Raw genomic sequence first — 18,726 nt, 5'->3', positions numbered from 1 at the left:
TCGCAGTGGCTGTTGTCAACACTCGCAGTGATCGATAAGCTCGTACAGGCTTCGGATCTTACCAAGAGACCAGGTCACTGGCGCATCGACGCGTGCACATTGATCATCTCGAGGTGGATCGACCGCGTTCAGAGCCGGAGGTAACTTCGGAATGATCCAGGTAGGTGCGGTGCCGTTACCTGGGCCCGGTACAAGGCGACCGGGCCGCGCAGACATCCATGCGGTCAATCCTTCTCGCTCGGCCCTGATGGTCGCGTGACCAGCTCTCTGAACGAGCGCATCGAACAGGCGCTCCGCGACCTCGGCGACGGCCTCGCGGTCGTGGCCGCCGACTCGACCGGCCGGGACGTGGCAACGTCCGGCACCGAGCTGGCCGCTCGGGCCGGTGCGGTGGCCGCGTTGGCAGCGGTAGTGCGGAGCGGCCGATCGGTGGCCGTGCTGGCGCACCGATCGGCGGACACGCTCGCCGCCATGCTGGGCTGCCTGGCTGCCGGGGTGCCGTGGCTGCCCCTCGATCCCGACCTGCCCGACGGGCAGCTGGTCGAACGCCTCCGCCGTACCGGTGCGGGCCTTCTCCTCGTCTCGTCGACGTCGGCCGCACGCGCGGAGCGGATCGCCCCCGCCGCCGGGATCGGCTGGGCGGCGGCCGACGCCGCCGGCGAGGGTCCCGCCACCGCGGCACCGGGCCGGGCCGCCGGCGGGCTCGCCTACCTGATCCAGACCTCCGGCACGACCGGCGCGCCGAAGACCATCGGCGTTCCGCTGAGCGCCCTGGAGAGCTACCTCGCGGGCATCCTGCCGGTCCTCGGCGGGCTGGAGCGGTTGCGGGGCCGGCGCATCGGCGTCGTCACGACGCTGGCGGCGGACCTGGGCTACACCACCGTCTTCGCCGGGCTCCTCGCCGGTGCGCAGCTCCACCTGGTGCCGCGGCCGGTGGCCCAGGACCCGGCCGCCTTCGCCGCGTACCAGCGGCGGCACCGGCTCGACGCCTACAAGACCACGCCGAGCCACCTCCGCGCGCTGCTGGCCGCCGACCCCTCCGGCGATTTTCTGCCGACGGAACTGCTGGTGTGCGGCGGCGAGGCGTTCACCCCGGACCTCGTCGAGGGCCTCGTGCGGGCGGGCGCCCGCTGCCGCGTCGTCAACCACTACGGCCCCGCGGAGACCTGCATCGGCGTCGCGGCCGGGGCGGTGGCGCTCGCACCGCGCGCCGGTGGCGAGCCGGCCCTCCCGGTCGGCCCGGCGCTGCACGAGGTGCGCCTGCGGGTGGTCGACGAGCACCTGCGTGACGTCCCGGCGGGAACGTCGGGCGAGATCCTGATCGCCGGCCCGCAGCTGTCCTGGGGCTACCTCGGCGCGCCGGAGCAGACCGCCGAGCGCTTCGTGGCGGACCCGGGCGGCCACGGCCGGCGGGCCTACCGTACCGGCGACCGGGGACTGCTGACGGAGCACGGCGAGCTCGTCGTCCTCGGCCGGATCGACCGGCAGCGCAAGGTCCGCGGCCACCGGGTGGAGCCGGCCGGCGTCGAGGCGGCCCTGCGCCGGCTGCCCGGCGTGCGCGACGCAGCCGCCGACGTGCGTCCCGTCGGCGACCTCGGCGACACGCTCGTCGCCTGGGTCGCCGCCGACGGTGTGTCCGCGGCCGAGCTCCAGGCCCGCCTCGCCGAGCGGCTGCCGGCCCACGAGGTGCCGAGCCGCATCCTGGTGCGCGCCGCACTGCCCCGCACGGTGAATGGGAAGGTGGACACCGCGGCGCTCGCCCTGGACCAAGACCAGGGCTCGGACGCGGGCTCTGCCCGCATCGACCGGCTGGGGGGCGTCTTCGCGGCGGTCCTCGGTTCCGCCCCGGTCGACCCCGACGCCGACCTCTTCGGCCTCGGGCTGCACTCGCTGGCGGCCGTGCGCGCGGTCGCCCGGGTCCACCGCGCCGGCCTGGGAGAACTGTCCGTCCGGCAGGTCCACGAGGCCCGCACCGTGCGCGCCCTTGACCGGCTACTCGACCCCGGTGATGACCCCGTGACCGGCCCCGCGAGCGGCCCGGTGACCGACGCGGGTCCGCCGGTCACCGGCTTCGAGCCGCAGCAGCACGCCCTCTGGCTGGAACGGGCCCGGCTCGGACCGGGCAGCGCCTACGACATCCCGCTGCACTGGACGCTGACCGGCCCGGCCGACCTGGCCACGCTGCGCGGCGCGGTCGAGCGGGTGGTCGAGGCCCATCCCGCGCTTCGCACCCGAGGCGTGCTCGACGGCGACGTGCCCCGGGCCGTCCGCCACGACGAACCGGTGCCGGTGCGCACGGTCGACCTGTCCGCGCTCGCCGCCGGCGCGCAGGACGCGGCCGTGGACGATCTGCTCCGCGAGCTGCGGGCCGAGCTGGGAGCCGCGGCGGGCCCGCTGCGGGCCGCCGTGGTGCGGCGGTCGCCGGTCCGCCACGAACTGCTCGTCGCCGTCGACCACGCGGTCTTCGACGGTCCTTCCGCCGACGTGTTCGTGGCCGCGGTACTCGCCGTGGCCACCGGCGGCGACCCGCCGGCGCCGACCGGCCACCCGCGGCGTCCCCCGGCGGCCCGCGGTGCGGCGCCGCGCCTGCCCGCCCCGCCCGGGCTCGCGCTGGACCACCCGGCCGGAGCGGCCATCGGCGCCATCCGGGTCGTCGCCGACCTCCCCGACGACCTGTGGGACCGGGTCCGGCGATGCGCCGCCGACCTCGGCGTCTCCGTGTTCGCCCTGACGGTGAGCGTGTGGGCGGCGGTGCTCGGCCGCCAGGAAGGGGACCGGGCCTTCGTGGTGGCGACCCCGGTCGACCTGCGCGAGGACCACGGCATCGACCCGGCCCGGCCGGCTATCGGCTGCTTCGTCAACACGGTGCCCGTGGTGGTGGAGCCGGACGAGTCGGCCACCGTGCCCGCGCTCTGCGCCAAGACGGCGGGGGCGGTCGCGGCGGCACTGGACGACCGCCTTCGCCCGTACGCCGAGCACAGCGCGCGGATGCGGGCCGACCACGCGACCGCGCAGCCGGCCCGGGTCATGGTGACCGTGGAACGGGCGCCGACCCACCGGGCCGGGGTGCTGGCCGCGGTCCCCCGCGCGGTGCCGGCGCCGCGGCCGACCGTCGATCTCGACCTGGTCGTGACGGAGTACGACGACGCCCCGGCGACCGTCGCCCTGCACGTGGCCGCCGGGGCCGGCGACCGGGCCCGGGCCGATGCCCTGCTCGATCAGCTCGCCGCCGGGCTCGCCGCGGTGTGCCTGCGGCCCGGGCAGCGCGTCGGCGACCTGGAGCTACTGTCCGATCGGTGGCGCTCGCGCCTGCTCGCCTGGGGCACGGGTGACCCCGCCAGCCCGCGCGACGATGCCGTGGCACCGGTGCGCCGCCACGGCCGGGCCCGCCCCGACGACGTCGCCGCGGTCACGCCCGAAGGGGCGTGGACCTACGGTGCCCTGCTGCGTCTGGTCGACGTGTACCGCGCCGGGCTGGCCGCCGCGGGCGTGGCGCCCGGCGGTCACGTCGGCGTCGCCGTGCCCCGCTCGGTCGAGCTGGTGGCGCTCTGGCTGGCGGTGCTGGAGTCCGGCGCCGCGGTGGTGGCGCTTGATCCCCACTGGCCCGCCGAGCGGATCGCCCAGGCGGTGACCGCCGGCCGCCTCGACCTCCTGGTCGCCGACCGGCCCGAAGCGGCGACGGAGTGCCCCACGGTGCGGCCGGCGCAGCTCACCGAGGCCGGCCGGCACGAAGGACCGCCGGCGCCGGTGGCCGCGACGGCCACGGCGTATGTGATCCTCACTTCCGGGTCGACGGGTGTGCCGGGGGCCGTGGCGGTGTCCCGGGCGGCGCTGGCCGGCCACCTCGGCTGGGTGGACGCCGAGTTCGCGCTGACGCCGGATGACCGGGTCCTGCTGCACACCTCGCCCGGCTTCGACGTGGCGGTCTGGGAACTGCTCGGGCCGCTGGGCCGGGGTGCGCCGCTGGTCGTCGCGCCGCCGGCTCAGGCAGCCGATGTCGAGGGGCTGGCCCGGCTCGTGCGGGCCGAGCGGGTGTCCGTGCTGCAGACCGTTCCCGCATTGCTGCAGGCATTGCTGGAGCAGCCCGATTTCGTCGCCGCCGAGGGCCTTCGGCTCGTTTTCTGCGGCGGCGAGGAGGTCCCGCCCGGCCTGGTGGCGCAGTCGCACCGGCTCCTGCCGGCCGTCACGCTGGTCAACGCCTACGGCCCGACCGAGACCACAGTGGACGCCACCCGCCGGGTGACCCTGCCCGGCGACGGATCGCTGCCGCGGGTCCCCATCGGCCGGCCCATCGGCGGGGCGACCGCCCGCGTCATCGATGACGTCGGCCGGCTCCTGCCCCCGGGGGCGGTCGGTGAGCTGGCGATCGGGGGCGCCGGGGTGGCGAACGGCTACCTCAACGACCCGGCCCGCACGGCCGCCCGCTTCGTGCCAGATCCCTACGGGACCCGCCCGGGCGCCCGCCTGTTCCGCACCGGCGACCGGGTCCGCTGGACCTCCGACGGCCAGCTCGACTTCCTCGGGCGGCGCGACAACCAGGTACAGCTGCGCGGCCAGCGGGTCGAGCTGGAAGAGGTGGAGGCTGCGCTCACCAGCCACCTCGCGGTCCGGGAGGCGGCGGTGGCGGTGGCCGGCAGCGGTCGCGACGCGCGCCTCGTCGCCCGGCTGGTGCTCACCGGCGAGCCGGCTGTCGCCGAGCTGCGCCGGCACCTCGCCGCGCGGCTGCCGGTCGCGGCCGTCCCCGCCGAGATGCTGCTGGTGCCGGCGCTGCCCCGGCTGCCCAACGGCAAGGTCGACCGCGCGGCCGCGGCCCGCCTCACCGGCCGGCCGCTGACCGCGCCGGCGACCACCATGACCGCGGCCGAGGCCCGGGTCGCCGACGTCTGGGCCGCCGTGCTCGGCACCCGTCCCGGTAATCCCCACGTCGGGTTCTTCGACGCGGGCGGCAACTCGCTGCTCATCCTGCGCCTGCGGGCCCGCCTGGCGGAGGCGTTCGGCACCGCGCCGACCGTCACCGACCTGTTCGAGCATCCGACCGTGCAGGCCCAGGCCGCGTTCCTTTCCGGGGCGAAACCGCAGCCGGCCTCGATCGCCCCGGTCGTGCCGGGCGGGGACCCCGGCTTCGCCGTCGCGGTGATCGGCATGGCCTGCCGGACGCCGGTCGGGCGGACGCCGGCCGAGTTCTGGGCAGCCGTGCGTGACGGTGTGTCGGCGGCCCGCCGGTTCACCGCGGCGGAGCTGGTGGCGGCCGGCGTGCCGGAAGAGTTGGCGGACGACCCGCAGTACGTGCCCGTCTGCGCGCCGCTGGACGACCCGTACGACTTCGACGCCGCCTTCTTCCGCCTCGCCGATGACGAGGCCCGGCTGGTCAGCCCGCAGCACCGGCTCCTGCTGGACTGCGCGTGGGAGGCGCTGGAGTCGGCGGGGGTGCTGGCCCGCCCGGGCAACCGACGGATCGGCGTGTTCGCCGGCAGTAGCGAGGAGAGCCACGGGGCCGGTCCCGACGCCGGCGGCCTCGACCAGGCGGAGCGCATCGCCTGGGAGCTCGGCACCAACCAGGACTTTCTCGCCACCCGGGTCTCGCACCTGCTCGACCTGCGCGGGCCCGCCCTCTCGGTGCGCACCGCGTGTTCGACGTCGCTGGTCGCGGTACACCTGGCGGTCCAGGCTCTTGCCGCGGGTGAGTGTGACACCGCGCTTGCCGGCGGGGTCGCGCTGCGCCACCCGGTGCGGCGCGGTCACCGCTATGAGGAGGGCGGGATCTACTCCCGCGACGGCCACTGCCGGCCGTACGACCACGCCGCCGGCGGCATCGTCAGCGGCGACGGCGCCGGAATCGTCGTGCTGAAGCCGCTGGCGGCCGCCCTGGCCGACGGCGACCACATCCACGCGGTGATCCGGGGCAGCGCCGTCAACAACGACGGGGCGGCCAAGACCGGCTTCACCGCGCCGAGCGTCGGCGGGCAGGTCGAGGTGGTGCGCGCGGCCTTCGCCCGGGCCAGCATCGACCCGGGGACCGTCGGCTACGTCGAGGGGCACGGCACCGGAACCGCGCTGGGCGACCCCATCGAGGTCACCGCCCTCACCCGGGTCTGGCGGGAGAGCAGCGACGCGGTGGGGGTGTGCTCGCTCGGCTCGCTCAAGGCGAACATCGGCCACACCGACGCGGCGGCCGGTGTCCTGGGGCTGATCAAGGCGTGCCTGGCCGTCGAGCACGGGGTGCTGCCGGGCATCCCGACGCTGCGCGAGCCGAACCCGTCGCTGCGCCTGGCCGAGAGCCCGTTCGTGGTGCACCGGGAGAGCCGCGCGTGGCCGACCGGCGATGGGCCCCGACGCGCCGCCGTGCACGCGCTCGGCCTCGGCGGCACGAACGCGCACGTCGTCGTCGAGCAGGCAATCGTCGAGCCGCGTCCGGCATCGCCGCTGCCGGATGTGTTGGTGGTGCCGTTGTCCGCGCCGGATGCCGTCGGCGTGGACGGATTCGCGGCGGCGTTCGCCGCGGCGCTGTCGTCCGATGTGGACGGTGCCGCGGCCGCGGCGGCGACCCTGCGGCGCAGCCGGTCGACGTTCGCGGTCCGCCGGGCCGAGGTCGGGGCCGACCCGGAGCAGGTCCGTACGGCGCTGCGCCGTCCCCGGGGGCCGGTCACCGCGGGCAACCCGGCCGTCGTGCTGATGTTCCCCGGCGGGGGGAGCCACCGGCCGGGCTCGGGGAGCCGGCTGTTCGAGACCGTGGCCCCCTTCCACGACGAGCTCCTCGCCCTGGCCGACCCGGTGCGCCGGCTCACCGGCCGGAACTTGCGAGAGCTGCTCTGGGGCAGCGACAGCGAACTGCTTGCCCAGCCGAGCTTCGGATTCGTCGCGAACACCGCGTACGGCTTGGCCGTCGCACGCGCCCTGCGCACGTTCGGGGTGCCCGTCGCCGGGGTCGTCGGCTACAGCCTCGGAGAGCTGCCGGCGGCGGCCCTCGCCGGGGTGTTCGACGCCGAGGACATGCTGCGGATCGCGGCACTGCGCGGCGACATCTTCGAGCGGGTCGGCGGCGGCTCCACCTACGTGGCCGCCGGTGCCGATCGGGTCGCGCCGCTGCTGGACGGCGACCTCGTCGTCGCCGTGGTGAGCGGGCCGCAGGAGTGTGTGGTCTCCGGCTCGCTGGCGGCGTTGACGGAGTTCGAGCGGCGCCTCACCGAGCGAGGCGTGGACCACCGCCGGGTGGCGGTGCCGGGCGCCGTCCACTCGCCGCTGCTGGACCCGTTCCTCGACGAGTACCGCGACCTCGTTGCCCGGATCGGCCCCGCCGAGCCCACCGTCGCGCTGTACTCCAACGTCACCGGTGCGGTGCTGTCCACGGCCACCTCGCCCGACTACTGGGCCCGCCAGCTGCGCGGCACCGTCCGGTTCGGACAGTGCCTGGCCAGCGCGACCGCCACGGGCGACACGGTGCTCGTCGACGTGGGGCCGGGACGCGGCCTGACCACCATCGCGCAGGGCGCGGCGCCGGGCGTGTCCGTCAGCGCGGTCGCGGGCGGCAGCCGCGACGAGCGGCCGGAGGACGTGCACTTCGCGCGCTGCCTGGCCGACTTGTGGGAGCGCGGGGTGCCGATCGACTGGACCCCGTCGAGGCACCGGGACGTGCCCGTGCCGGTGGTGCCGCTGCGGCGCCGGCCGCTCCTGCCGCCACGACCGGCGGGCCGCCCGGTGACGTCCGCCCGTCTCTGGGAACGAGGCTGGCAACGGATACCCGTGCGGCCCGGCCGCCCCGCGGAGCCGCCCCGGCTGGTGCTGCTCGGCGACGGCGGACCGGAGCACCGGGCCTGGGCCGACGCGCTGGGCACCGTCACCGCGGCGCGGACCGCCGCGGAGGCATGGCAGCAGGCCGGCGCCGGCTGGGTGGTCGACCTGCGCCCGCTCGCCGGTTCGGCGCGGGTCGGCGACCTGCTGGAGCTGCTGGACGCGGCGCCACCATCCGGTGCGCGGGTGTGCGTCGTCGTCGCCGGCGCCTGCGACGTGCTCGGCGTCGAGCGACTGGAGCCGTACGCCGCGCTGGCCGCCCCCGCGGGCCTGACGGTCCGCCAGGAGCGCCCGGGCGTCCAGGTGGTGACGTTCGACGCCGGTGACACCCCGGCCGCCCCCGGGCTGCTGGCGCGGGTGCTGAGCCGTCCCGAGGTCCCGGCCGTGCTCGCGGCGCGGGGCACGACGCTGTGGCAGCCGATGATCATGCCGGTGCCGGAGGTGCCGTCCGGCGCTGACGGCCCGCTTCGCCGCCACGGCGTTTACCTGATCACCGGAGGCCTGGGCCGCTACGGGCGCTGGCTCGCCGAGTGCCTGGCCCGGGAGGCGGCGGCGACGGTGATCCTGCTCCAGCGGACCGGGCTGGACGCCGCCGGTGAGGAGGGCGAGCGGCGCCGCCGGGCGGTCGACCGGATCACCGCCGCAGGCGGCCGGGTCGAGGTCCATGCTCTGGACGTGACGGACGAGCCGGCGCTGCGGGCCCTGCTGGACGATGTCGAGCAGCGGCACGGCGCCGTGCACGGGGTCATCCACTGCGCCGGGGACATCACCTCGCCGGCGAGCTTCGCCGCGCTCGATGACCTGGTCGGTCCCGGGCTCGCCGACGCGGTGCGCGCCCAGTCGGCGGCCAAGGTGGCCGGTTCCGAGGTGCTGCGCCGGCTGCTGCGCGGACGTGACCTCGACTTCTGCGTGCTCATGTCGTCCAACGCGGCCCTGCTGGGCGGCCCGGGTCTCGCGCTGTACGGCCCGGTCAACGCCTACCAGCACGTGCTGGCCCAGCAGGAGCGGCGGGACGCAGCGCCATGGGTGGCGATCGGCTGGGACGGGTGGCGGCTGCCCGAGGACACTGACGCCGCCCCTCAGCGCAGTTCGCTGGAGGAGCTGGCGCTGCCGGGGCGGGAGGCGTTCGAGGCCCTGCTGCGGTGCATCCGGTCGGAGCTCGGCAGCGTCTTCGTCTCCCGGGGCGACCTGGCCGCCAGGTACGGCAACTGGGTGCCCCCCACCGATGCGGTGACGGACGAACGGGTCGACGACGACCCTGCCCCGGCGACCGGCGGGGACGACGTCACCGCCGCGGTGCGAACGCTCTGGAAAGAGCTGGTGGGTGCCGCCGATCCCGGCCCGGACGACGACCTGTTCGACCTCGGCGGCACCTCGCTGACCGTGATGCGCATGCGGGCCCGCCTCCGCGACCGGCTCGGCGTGGACGTTCCCCTGGCCGCGCTCATGGAGCACCGCACGGTGGCGGCGATGGCCGGACTGGTGGCGGCGACGACCACGCCGGCCGAGGTGCACGCCGCACCGGAGGAAGAGGAAGAGGCCGACATCTTCACGATCCTGAGCGGGATCGCGAGCCCGACGGCTGGCCACGACGATGGGAGCGACGCCTGATGCGGCTGACAGATCAGCTTGCCGCGCTGACCCCGCAGGAGCTGGCGGCGGTGGGGCGCCGGCTCCCGCCGCTGCCGGCCATCGTGCGCCGGCTCTGGACGGCCTCGGCCCTCGCGCCGGAGGCGGGGCTCTACAACGTGGTCGAGGCGTTCGAGCTGACCGGCGCGGTGGACGTGCCTGCGCTGCGCCGCGCGCTCGACACCCTCTACGCCCGGCACAGCGGGCTGCGCGCCGTCGTGGTCGACCGGTTCGACGAGCCGCGCATGGCCGGGCTGCCGGCGCAGGGCGGCTTCCCGTTCGAGGAGGAGGATCTGCGCGCCTCCCCCGACCGCGTGCCCGACGCCGTGCGGGCCTGCGCCGCGCAGCCGTTCGACCTGGCCAACGGGCCCCTGGTGCGCGCCCGGCTGATCCGCCGCGGCCCGGCCGAGGCCGTCCTGGTCCTGGCCCTGCACCACCTGGTCTGCGACGGCGAGTCGATGCAGGTGCTGCTGGCCGAATTGAGCGCCGTCTACGCCGGCGCGGACCCCGCGACCCTCCCCGCCCCGTCCGCCGCAGTGGCGGCGCAGCGCGCGCTCGAGGCCGCGCCTGCGGCCCAGCGCGAGGCGGACCTCGCCTACTGGCGGGCGCGGCTGGCGGACCTGCCGGACGTGCCTGTGCTACCGACCGACCGCCCGCGCGACGCGCGTGACGGGTTCGCGGGGCGGCGCGTCGCCGTACCGCTGCCGGCGCAATGGACGGACAAAGCCCGCCGAGCCGCCGCCGCGTCCGGTGCTTCCCTCTTCGACCTCGCGCTCGCGGCGTTCGCTGCGGTGCTGGCCCGGTTCTGCGCGGCGGAGGACATCGTCATCGGCACGACGGTGAACATGCGGGCCGAGGCGCGCGCGGAGGGCACCGTCGGGTTCCTCATGCGCACGGTCCCGCTGCGGATGGAGGCACCGCCGGACGCGACCCCCGCGGAGCTGCTCGACGCGGCCCACCGCACGGTGCTCGGCGCGCTGTCGCACTCCGGCGTGGAGTTCGACGACATCGTGGCGGCCGTGGGGCGCAGCGGCACCGGCACGGCGCCGGTCTTCCAGGCCGCGCTCGAGCTGCACCACGGCGACGAACCGTTCGTGCTGGCCGGGCTGGTCGTGCGGCCGTACCTCGTCGATCGGGTCGACGCGAAGTTCGACCTCACCCTCCACCTGGCCGCCGCGCCGTCCGCGCCGAGCTTCCTCGAGTACGCCGTCGAGCTGTACAGCGAGCAGACCGCCTCGGCGCTCGCCGGGGCGGTCGGCGCGGCGCTCACCGCGCTGGCCGACGGCTACGCCGGGCCGTTGCGGCGGCTGCCCCTGCTGACCGACGAGGCGCAGCAGTCCCTGGTGGCGCGGCTCGGCGCCGGGTCGCCGCTGCCGGAGCGTTTCCGGGGGACCCTGCCCGAGCGGGTGCGGGACCGCGCCGCCGCCCACCCGGACCGCCCGGCCGTGCTGGGCAGCGAAAGCGGCGGCGCCGCCGTGGACTACCGCACCCTGGTGGTCACGGCGGACGCGCTGGGCCACCGGCTCGTGGCTGCCGGGATCGGCCCCGGCGACCGGGTGGCCATCGCGCTGCCCCGATCTACCGGGCAGGTCGTGGCCCTGTTCGGGATCTGGGCCGCTGGGGCGGTCTGCGTGCCGCTCGATCCCGCGCTGCCGGCCGGGCGCCGGGAACGGATGCTGCGCACGGCTGGTGTTCGGGCCGTGGTTGCCGACCCGGACACCGAGCGGCTCGGCTGGTCCGGGCTGCCGACGGTCGGCATCCCGGAATCCGGCGCCGACGCCCCGACCGGGCGTTCGCCCCGGCCGTCCGACGCCGCGTACGTCATCTTCACCTCCGGCACCAGTGGCGACCCGAAGCCGGTGGCGGTCCGGCACGACAGCCTCACCGCGTTCGGCGCGGCGATGGACGAGCTGGTCTTCGGGTCGCTGACCGAGGGCAGCACGGTGGCGATGAACGCGCCGCTGTACTTCGACGCCTCCATGCAGGCCGTCCAGCTGCTCGGCGACGGCCACCCGGTGCTCGTCGTCGACGACAAGAGCCGCACCGACGCGGTGCTCTTCGTCGAGCTGCTGGCCGCGCACGGCGTCCACGCCGTCGACTGCACCCCCACCCACGCGGAGGCACTGGCCGACGCGGGCCTGCTCGATGCCGGCCGGACCGGCCTGCGGATCCTGGTGCTCGGCGGCGAGGCGGTCCGGCCCGAGCTGTGGCGCCGGCTGTCCGCGGCCGCCGGGCTGACCGCGGTAAACGTGTACGGGCCGACCGAGTTCACGGTCAACGCGACCGGGTGCCGGATCGACGCCTCCCGGCCGCGGCCGACCATCGGCCGTCCCCTGCCCGGCTGCCGGGTGGAGATCCTGGACGAGGCGCTGCGGCCGGTCCCGCCGGGCTTCCCCGGCGAGATCCACCTGTCCGGCCCGCAGCTGGCGATCGGTTACCTGGGCCAGCCCGCCCGCACCGCCGACCGGTTCGTGCCCGGGCCGGGCGGCCGCCGCTGGTATGCCACGGGCGACGTGGGCCGGTGGAACGCCGACGGGGAGATCGACTTCCTGGGCCGGGCGGACGCGCAGGTGAAGGTGCGCGGCTACCGCATCGAGCTCACCGAGATCGAGTCGGTGCTGCGAACCGTCCCGGGGGTCCTCGACGCCGCCGTCACGGTGGCCGGGGCCGAGAGCCGGTCACCTCGCCTGGCCGCGTTCCTGGTGAGCGCCGAGCCCGATGTGGCCGACGCCGCGGCCCGGCGACTGGCCGCCGAACTGCCGGCGCACCTCGTACCCAGCGCGTTCCACCGGTGCGACCGGCTACCGACCACCGCCAACGGCAAGCTCGACCGGCGGGCGCTGGCCCGGCTGGCCGTCGCACCTGGACCGGCCGCGGATGTCGCGCCAACTGAGGCAACCGGACTCGCCGACGGCACACAGGCGCGGCTGGCGAGCCTCTGGGCCGAGCTGCTCGGTGTCGCCGTCGATCGGCCCGACGTGGACTTCTTCGGATCCGGCGGCAACTCGCTGCAGTTCACGGCCCTGTTGCGGCGGATCCGGCAGGCGTTCGGCGTCCAGCTCTCGGCGCACGTCGCGTTCCGCGCCCGGACGCTCGCGACCATGGCCGATGCGATCGACGGGCTTCTCCGGCGTACCGCACCAGCCCAGACCGACGACCGGACGCTGGTCGTCGCCGTCGCCCCCGGCAGTGGCACGCCGCTGGTCGTGATGCACCCGCTCGGCGGCTCGGTGCTGAGCTATGCGCCGCTGGTGAGCCTGCTGCCGCGGGGTGTCCCGGTGTGGGGCGTGCGGTCCCCGAGCGTGGCCGGCGCCGGGCCGGAACCGCGGGACGTCGCCGAGCTGGTCCAGCGGTATACCGACGAGCTGCTGCGCACCGTCCGGGCCCCGGCCGTCAACCTGTTCGGGTGGTCGCTCGGCGGCCTGATCGCGGTGGCGGTGGCCGCCGAGGTGGAGCGGCGCGGCGGCCCGCGGGTGGGCTTCACCGAGCTGTGGGACTGCGGCCTGGGTACGGCCGACGAGTACTCCGACGCGCAGCTGCGCGCGCTCGCCCAGGACGCCGCCGCCGGCGAGGGCGGCGGGTCCGCGCCTGACGAGGAGCAGGTCGAGCGCCGGCTGCGCACGATGGCCGCCCAGACCAGCCTGTTCCGCACCTGGTCACCGACCCCGGTGGGCTGCACGCTGCACGTGGTCTACGCCGCGGAGAGCCTGCGCTCCGGCGCCGTCACGCAGACCGACTGGGGCCCGTACACGAGGGCCGGCGCGACGCACCGCGTGGTGCCGACCGACCACCACGGCATCGTGCGGTTCCCCGCGGTCGCCGACGCCGCCGCCGGCCTGATCGAAAGGTGTTGATGGTGACGGTCTCCGACTCCCTCTACGAACGCTTCCCCTACCCGGCCCCGTCGGCCCGGTCCGACCTGATCAGCGACACGGCCTACGCGCTGTCGCTCGCGCTGCACGACGGCGAGCTGCGCCGGTGGCGGATGCTCGACGCCGGTTGCGGGACCGGGCACCGGCTCGTCGCGCTGGCCGCCCAGTATCCGGAGGCCACCTTCGTCGGGCTGGACGCCTCGGCGGCGTCCCTGGCGGTCGCCCGCGAGCTGGCGGACAAGCACGAGGTCAGCAACGTCGAGTTCGTGCAGGGAGACCTGGGCTCGCCGGAGGTGAGCGGGCAGTTCGACCTGATCGTCTGCTCGGGGGTGCTGCACCACCTGCCGGACCCGGCGGCGGCGCTGCGGGGACTCACCGCCCGCCTGTCCCCCGACGGGCTCGTCTACCTCTGGCTGTACCACGAGATGGGCGAGTACCACCGGATGCTGGAGCACCGGCTCGTCTCGATGTTCGGGGCCGGGGACGAGGGCCCGGACCTCGCGGTCGTGCGGGCCCTGGGCCTGTCCGTCTCGCCGACCCGCTACGGAGGCCAGCCCGGCGCCGCCGAGCTGGAGCCCCGCGACCACGACGTCCTCGACGCGGACACATACCTGAACCCGATCGTGCGCCCGCTGCGCTTCGCCACCGCCGCCGAGCTCTGCCTCGACGCCGGGCTCTCCTGGGTGTCGGCCCTCGGCGTCACCGGCGACGGCCAGGCCGGCCTGCTGGACCTGTCGGGCGCGGCCGAGCTGCCGTTCTTTCGCAAGCCGGAGCAGTACTTCCCGGAGCCGGCCCTGCGCTCCCGGATGGGCGACTGGGACACCGGCCGCACGCTCGAGGCGGTGGAACTGCGCCTGCGGCCGACCGGGTTCAGCGTCCTGGCTGGACAGGGCACCGCGGCGGGCGAGTGCGAGCCGTGGGTGCGCGGGAACGTGTTCGCGGGCCGGATCGGCCCCGGCACCGTGGCGCTGGGCCAGCTCGCCGGCGACCGACGACGGCGCCGGTTCGTGCGCCGGGAGCTGGCGGCGCCGCTGCGGCAGGTCCGGGCCAACGTGGTGCGGCAGTACGGCGACGAGGCGATGCACCGGGTCACCGCGGCGATCGACATGGCAATCGGCGACGCGCCCCGCACGCTGACCGACCCACGCCAGCGGCCCGCGCTGTTCCACCTGCCCGGGCTCCCGGCCGAGCCGTGGGTGGCGCCGCAGGAACACCCCGAACTGCACCGCTTCGCCGCCGCGCTCGAGGAGCACTGGGAGACGGTCCGGGCCGAGGTCGACGAGCTGGGCCGGAGCCGAGGCGGCCTCGACGGCTACCTGGTCGGCGAGTACATGACGGCCAAGTTCAACGAGCCCGGCGACCGCGCCTGGCTGAGCACGACCCTCTTCGCCGACGGCGCGGTCCCCGCCGATGTGCGGGACACGTGCCCGGTGACGGCCGGCATCCTCGACGCCCACGCCGCGCTCCTGTCCGGCGACGTCATCGTCTCGCGGGTCGGCCCCGGCGCCGTCCTGGCTCCGCACGTCGACGACAACGACTACAAGCTGACCCTGCACCTCGGCCTGCGGGTGCCGGCCGGCTGCGCCATGCGGGTCGGAACGCAGACCCGGTCCTGGCAGGAGGGGCGCTGCCTCGCTTTCTCCGACGCCTACGAGCACGAGGTGTGGAACCGCAGCGAGGCGGCGCGGGAGATCGTCCTCGCGGACATCTGGCATCCGCAGCTGTCCACTGAGGAGCGGGCGGCGCTGCGCGCGGTCCGCGATGTGTTGCAGCCGGCCTGCGAGCCGGCCGTCTTCGATCGTTACTGACCAATCACCGAAGTTCTGGAGGGGGCCGATCATGGAAACGACGTACAGCTACACGATCGACGACCGGTCTGTGCACGTGCTCGACAGCGTGCTCTCGGCCGACCAGGTGACACAGCTCAACGACCGGTTCGCGCGGGCCGCGTTCGTCCGCGACGAGAGCGACGGACCCGACAAGGCCCACGTGCGGACCTTCAACACGGATGTCGACCTGGCCGAGTTCGCCACCTGGCAGCTGGCCAAGCAGGCCCCGGAGACCGCCGCCGCCCTCTTCCCCGGCCGGGAGCTGACCCTTTACCGGGTGCACTGCAACCTCACCATCTACGGCGACATGGGCTTCCCGCACCAGGACTGCGCCTCGGACCGGAACGACGTGACGGTGCTGATCTTCGTCAACGCCGAGTGGCGCACCGAGTGGGGCGGCGAGCTGACGTTCTTCAACGCCGCCGGCGACGCCGTCCACGCGATCACCCCGCGGCCGGGTCGAATGCTGGTGTTCGAAGGCGCTCTGGCGCACCGCGTCGGCATCCCGATGCGCGAGTGCTACGAGTCCCGGCTGACGCTGGCGGTCAAGTTCAAGACGCCGGGGACGTGGCGATGACGGGCCCGCGCCGGCACCTGCTCACCCTCGACGCGCTGAGCGCCGGTGAGCTGGACCAGCTGGTGCGCCGGGCGGCGGCGTACGCGGCCGCGGGCGGCCGGGCGCAGGGCCGGCCGCTGGACGGCGCCACGGTCGGCATCTACTTCCGCCGCACGTCCACGCGCACCCGCACGTCGTTCACGGTGGCCGCGCACCGGCTGGGCGCGCACACGATCGCCTACGGGCCGAACGACCTGCAGGAGAACACCGGGGAGACGGTCGAGGACACCGCGCGGGTGCTCTCCGGCATGCTCGACGGGTTCGTCGCCCGGACCGCCGGCGACCCGGCGGAGCTGCGGGCACTGGCCGCTCAGGACCGGATGACGGTGGTCAACGCGATGACGAGCGACGAGCACCCGACGCAGGCGGTGGCCGACCTGGCGACCGTGCTGACGGTGCGCGGCTCGCTCGACGGGCTCAGCCTGCTGTACCTCGGCGAGGGCAACAACACCGCCTCGGCGCTGGCCTTCGCGCTGGCCCGGGTGCCCGGCGCGTGCCTGGACCTGCGGACCCCGGCGGGCTACGGGCTGCCGGACGAGCTGGTGCGCCGCGCGGCCCGCACGGCCGCCGAGCGGGGCGGCGAGGTGACCCAGCGGCACGACCTGGCCGACCTGCCGGCGAAGGCGCACGTCGTCTACACCACGCGGTGGCAGACCACCGGCACCTCGAAGGCGGACCCGGACTGGCGGCGCCACTTCACCCCGTTCCAGGTCTCGTCGCTCCTGTTGGACCAGGTCCCGGAGGCGGTGTTCATGCACGACCTGCCCGCGCGCCGGGGCGACGAGGTCGAGGCTGCAGTGCTGGACGGTCCGCGCAGCATCGCCTTCCAGCAGGCGGAGCACAAACTCCACGCCGCGATGGCCGTGCTCGAGTGGGCAGTGGCCGGATGGCGCTGACGGGGAGGCTGATCGGCGACGAGCTGACGCCGGCCGGGTTGGTCCAGGCGGCGGCGACGCGCACGCCACTGCTGCCGGTCGACATCGGCTTCCGGGGCCGCTCCCGGCGGGTGCTGGTGAAGCTGGAGATGGGCAACCCGACGGAGTCGGTGAAGTACCGCACGGCGCTGGGCCTGCTCGCGGCGCTGCACACGGAACAGCCGCTGGCGCGCGGGTCGGCGATCGTCGAGTCCACCTCCGGCAACCTCGGCGTCGCGCTCGGCCACCTCGCCGCGCAGGCCGGTTGGCACTTCCAGGCGGTCGTCGACCCGAAGGTGCCCCGGCCGCTGCTGACCCGCATGCGCGACCTCGGGGTCGAGCTGTTGCTGGTCGACGTCCCGGACGAGCACGGCAGCTACCTGCTCACCCGGCTGGCCGCCGTGCGCGACCTGCGGCAGCGGCGGCCCGAACTGCGCTGGACCGACCAGTACCACAGTCCGGCGGGATCGGCCATCCACCGGGACGTGACCGCGGCCGAGCTGATGGAGCAGACCGGGGGGCGCTTCGACGCGCTCTTCTGCGCCGTCAGCACCGGCGGCACGCTCAGCGGGATCAGCGCCGGCCTGCGCCGGCTCGGCAGCACGGCGGCGATCTACGCGGTGGACGTGGAGGGCTCGCTCGCCGTCGGCGGCCGGCCCCGGCCGCACCTGCTGAACGGCATCGGCGCGCCCCGCCGGTCCACGCTGCTGGACTCCAGCGACTACCGGCGCGCCTTCCACGTCTCCGACATCCAGGCACTGGCGCTGTGCCGGCTCTTCGCCCGGCGCACCGGGCTCGCGCTCGGCTCGTCCAGCGGCGCCGTCCTGGGCGGCTACCTGGCCGCCGAGGCCGCCGGCGAGCCGATGAGCCGGCCCGTGCTGATCAGCGCGGACGGCGGCGAGAACTACCGCGGCACCGTGTACGACGACGGCTGGCTCGCCGAGCGCGGGGTCCTCGCCGCCGTGCAGGCGGCCGAGGAGAGTGCCGGCGCCGAAGGCCTGACCATCAGCTCCCCGGAGGTATCCGATGACCACTGACGACCCCGCCGGCCTGCTCTACCTGACCCGCGCGGACGTACGACAGCTGTGCGCTGGCCTCGACGTGGTGGCCGCAGTCGCGCGGACCCTCGTGCTGCACGCGGAGGGGCGCACGACGCTGCCCGAGGAGGCGTACCTGCCCTGGCACACCACCGACGGCCACTTCGCCCGCAGCCTGGCCCTGCCCGGCGCCGTGTGGAGTGACCGCCCGGCGATCGGCCTGAAGGTGATCAACAGCAGCCTCGCCAATCCGGGCCGTGGCCTGCCCCGCGCGCAGGGCCTCACCCTGCTCTTCGACCGCGAGCGCGCGCACCCGGTCGCCATCATGGAGGCGGCACACATCAGCGCCCTGCGGACGGCGGCGTACACGGTGCTGAGCGCGCGGACGCTGGCGGTCGCGCAGCCGCGCCGCATCGGCGTGGTGGGGGCCGGCGCGCTTGGGGAGCAGCACGTCGAGCTGCTGGCCGGTGAGTACCCCGGCGCCGCCTTCGTCCTCTTCGACCACGTGGCGGAGCGGGCCGAGGCGGTGGCGGCCCGGCTCACCCTTGGCGGGCTGGCCGTGTCGGCCGTCGGCAGCGCCGAGGCGGCCGTCCGGGACAGCGAGATCGTCGTCACCACCACGACCACCACGACCGGCTACATCCCCCACGAGTGGCTCAGCCCGGGCGCCCTGCTCGCCCACGTCTCCCTGGACGACGTGCTGCCAGACGTGGTGCGCCGGGCGGATCTCCTGATCGTGGACGACTGGGACCTGATCAAGGCGGACGATCGGCGGCTGCTCGGCCGCATGTACCGCAGCGGAGACCTGGTCGGCGCCGACGACCCGGTGCCGGCCGAGCCATCCGCGCCGCGGCGGGTCGACGCCTCGCTCGGCGACGTCCTGGCGGGCCGGCACCCCGGCCGCCGCAAGCAGGACGAGATCGTGCTCAGCAACCCGTTCGGCATGGGTGTCCTGGACGTCGCCGTGGCGGGAGAGGTGTACGCCCTGGCGTGCGACAGCGGCGTAGGACTGCGGCTGCCCGTCTGACCACTTTGTTGACG

7 protein-coding genes are annotated in these 18,726 nt (G+C 75.6%); all 7 read left to right on the top strand.

What is annotated here, in order from left to right:
* Positions 1-255 precede the first annotated feature (255 nt).
* The 7 genes from AB0367_RS00120 to AB0367_RS00090 are packed head-to-tail and all read left to right on the top strand — an operon-like array spanning position 256 to position 18,712.
* Positions 256-9,399, top strand: a complete 9,144-nt coding sequence (locus AB0367_RS00120) for an amino acid adenylation domain-containing protein (RefSeq protein ID WP_366223945.1) — start codon at positions 256-258, stop codon at positions 9,397-9,399.
* A complete protein-coding gene (locus AB0367_RS00115) occupies positions 9,399-13,271 on the top strand; it encodes an amino acid adenylation domain-containing protein (protein WP_366223944.1) in 3,873 nt (1,290 codons plus the stop codon). The genes AB0367_RS00120 and AB0367_RS00115 overlap by 1 nt, the downstream gene beginning before the upstream one ends.
* 2 nt (positions 13,272-13,273) lie before the next feature.
* Complete coding sequence (locus tag AB0367_RS00110; RefSeq protein ID WP_366223943.1) at positions 13,274-15,097, top strand: aspartyl/asparaginyl beta-hydroxylase domain-containing protein; 1,824 nt, start codon at positions 13,274-13,276, stop codon at positions 15,095-15,097.
* Between the two features lie 31 nt (positions 15,098-15,128).
* On the top strand, positions 15,129-15,695 hold the full coding sequence (locus tag AB0367_RS00105) for a 2OG-Fe(II) oxygenase (RefSeq protein WP_366223942.1): 567 nt from the start codon (positions 15,129-15,131) through the stop codon (positions 15,693-15,695).
* Complete coding sequence (locus AB0367_RS00100; protein ID WP_366223941.1) at positions 15,692-16,630, top strand: ornithine carbamoyltransferase; 939 nt, start codon at positions 15,692-15,694, stop codon at positions 16,628-16,630. Before AB0367_RS00105 ends, AB0367_RS00100 begins: the two co-directional genes overlap by 4 nt.
* Positions 16,621-17,685, top strand: a complete 1,065-nt coding sequence (locus AB0367_RS00095; RefSeq protein ID WP_366223940.1) for a pyridoxal-phosphate dependent enzyme — start codon at positions 16,621-16,623, stop codon at positions 17,683-17,685. The genes AB0367_RS00100 and AB0367_RS00095 overlap by 10 nt, the downstream gene beginning before the upstream one ends.
* Complete coding sequence (locus AB0367_RS00090; RefSeq protein WP_366223939.1) at positions 17,675-18,712, top strand: ornithine cyclodeaminase family protein; 1,038 nt, start codon at positions 17,675-17,677, stop codon at positions 18,710-18,712. The genes AB0367_RS00095 and AB0367_RS00090 overlap by 11 nt, the downstream gene beginning before the upstream one ends.
* Positions 18,713-18,726 lie beyond the last annotated feature (14 nt).

Origin of the sequence: Dactylosporangium sp. NPDC051484 (genome assembly GCF_040689395.1) — a bacterium.
Classification (GTDB): Bacteria; Actinomycetota; Actinomycetes; order Mycobacteriales; family Micromonosporaceae; genus Dactylosporangium.
Note: the sequence above shows the minus strand (reverse complement) of the source record. Positions and strands in the feature narration are given on the sequence as shown.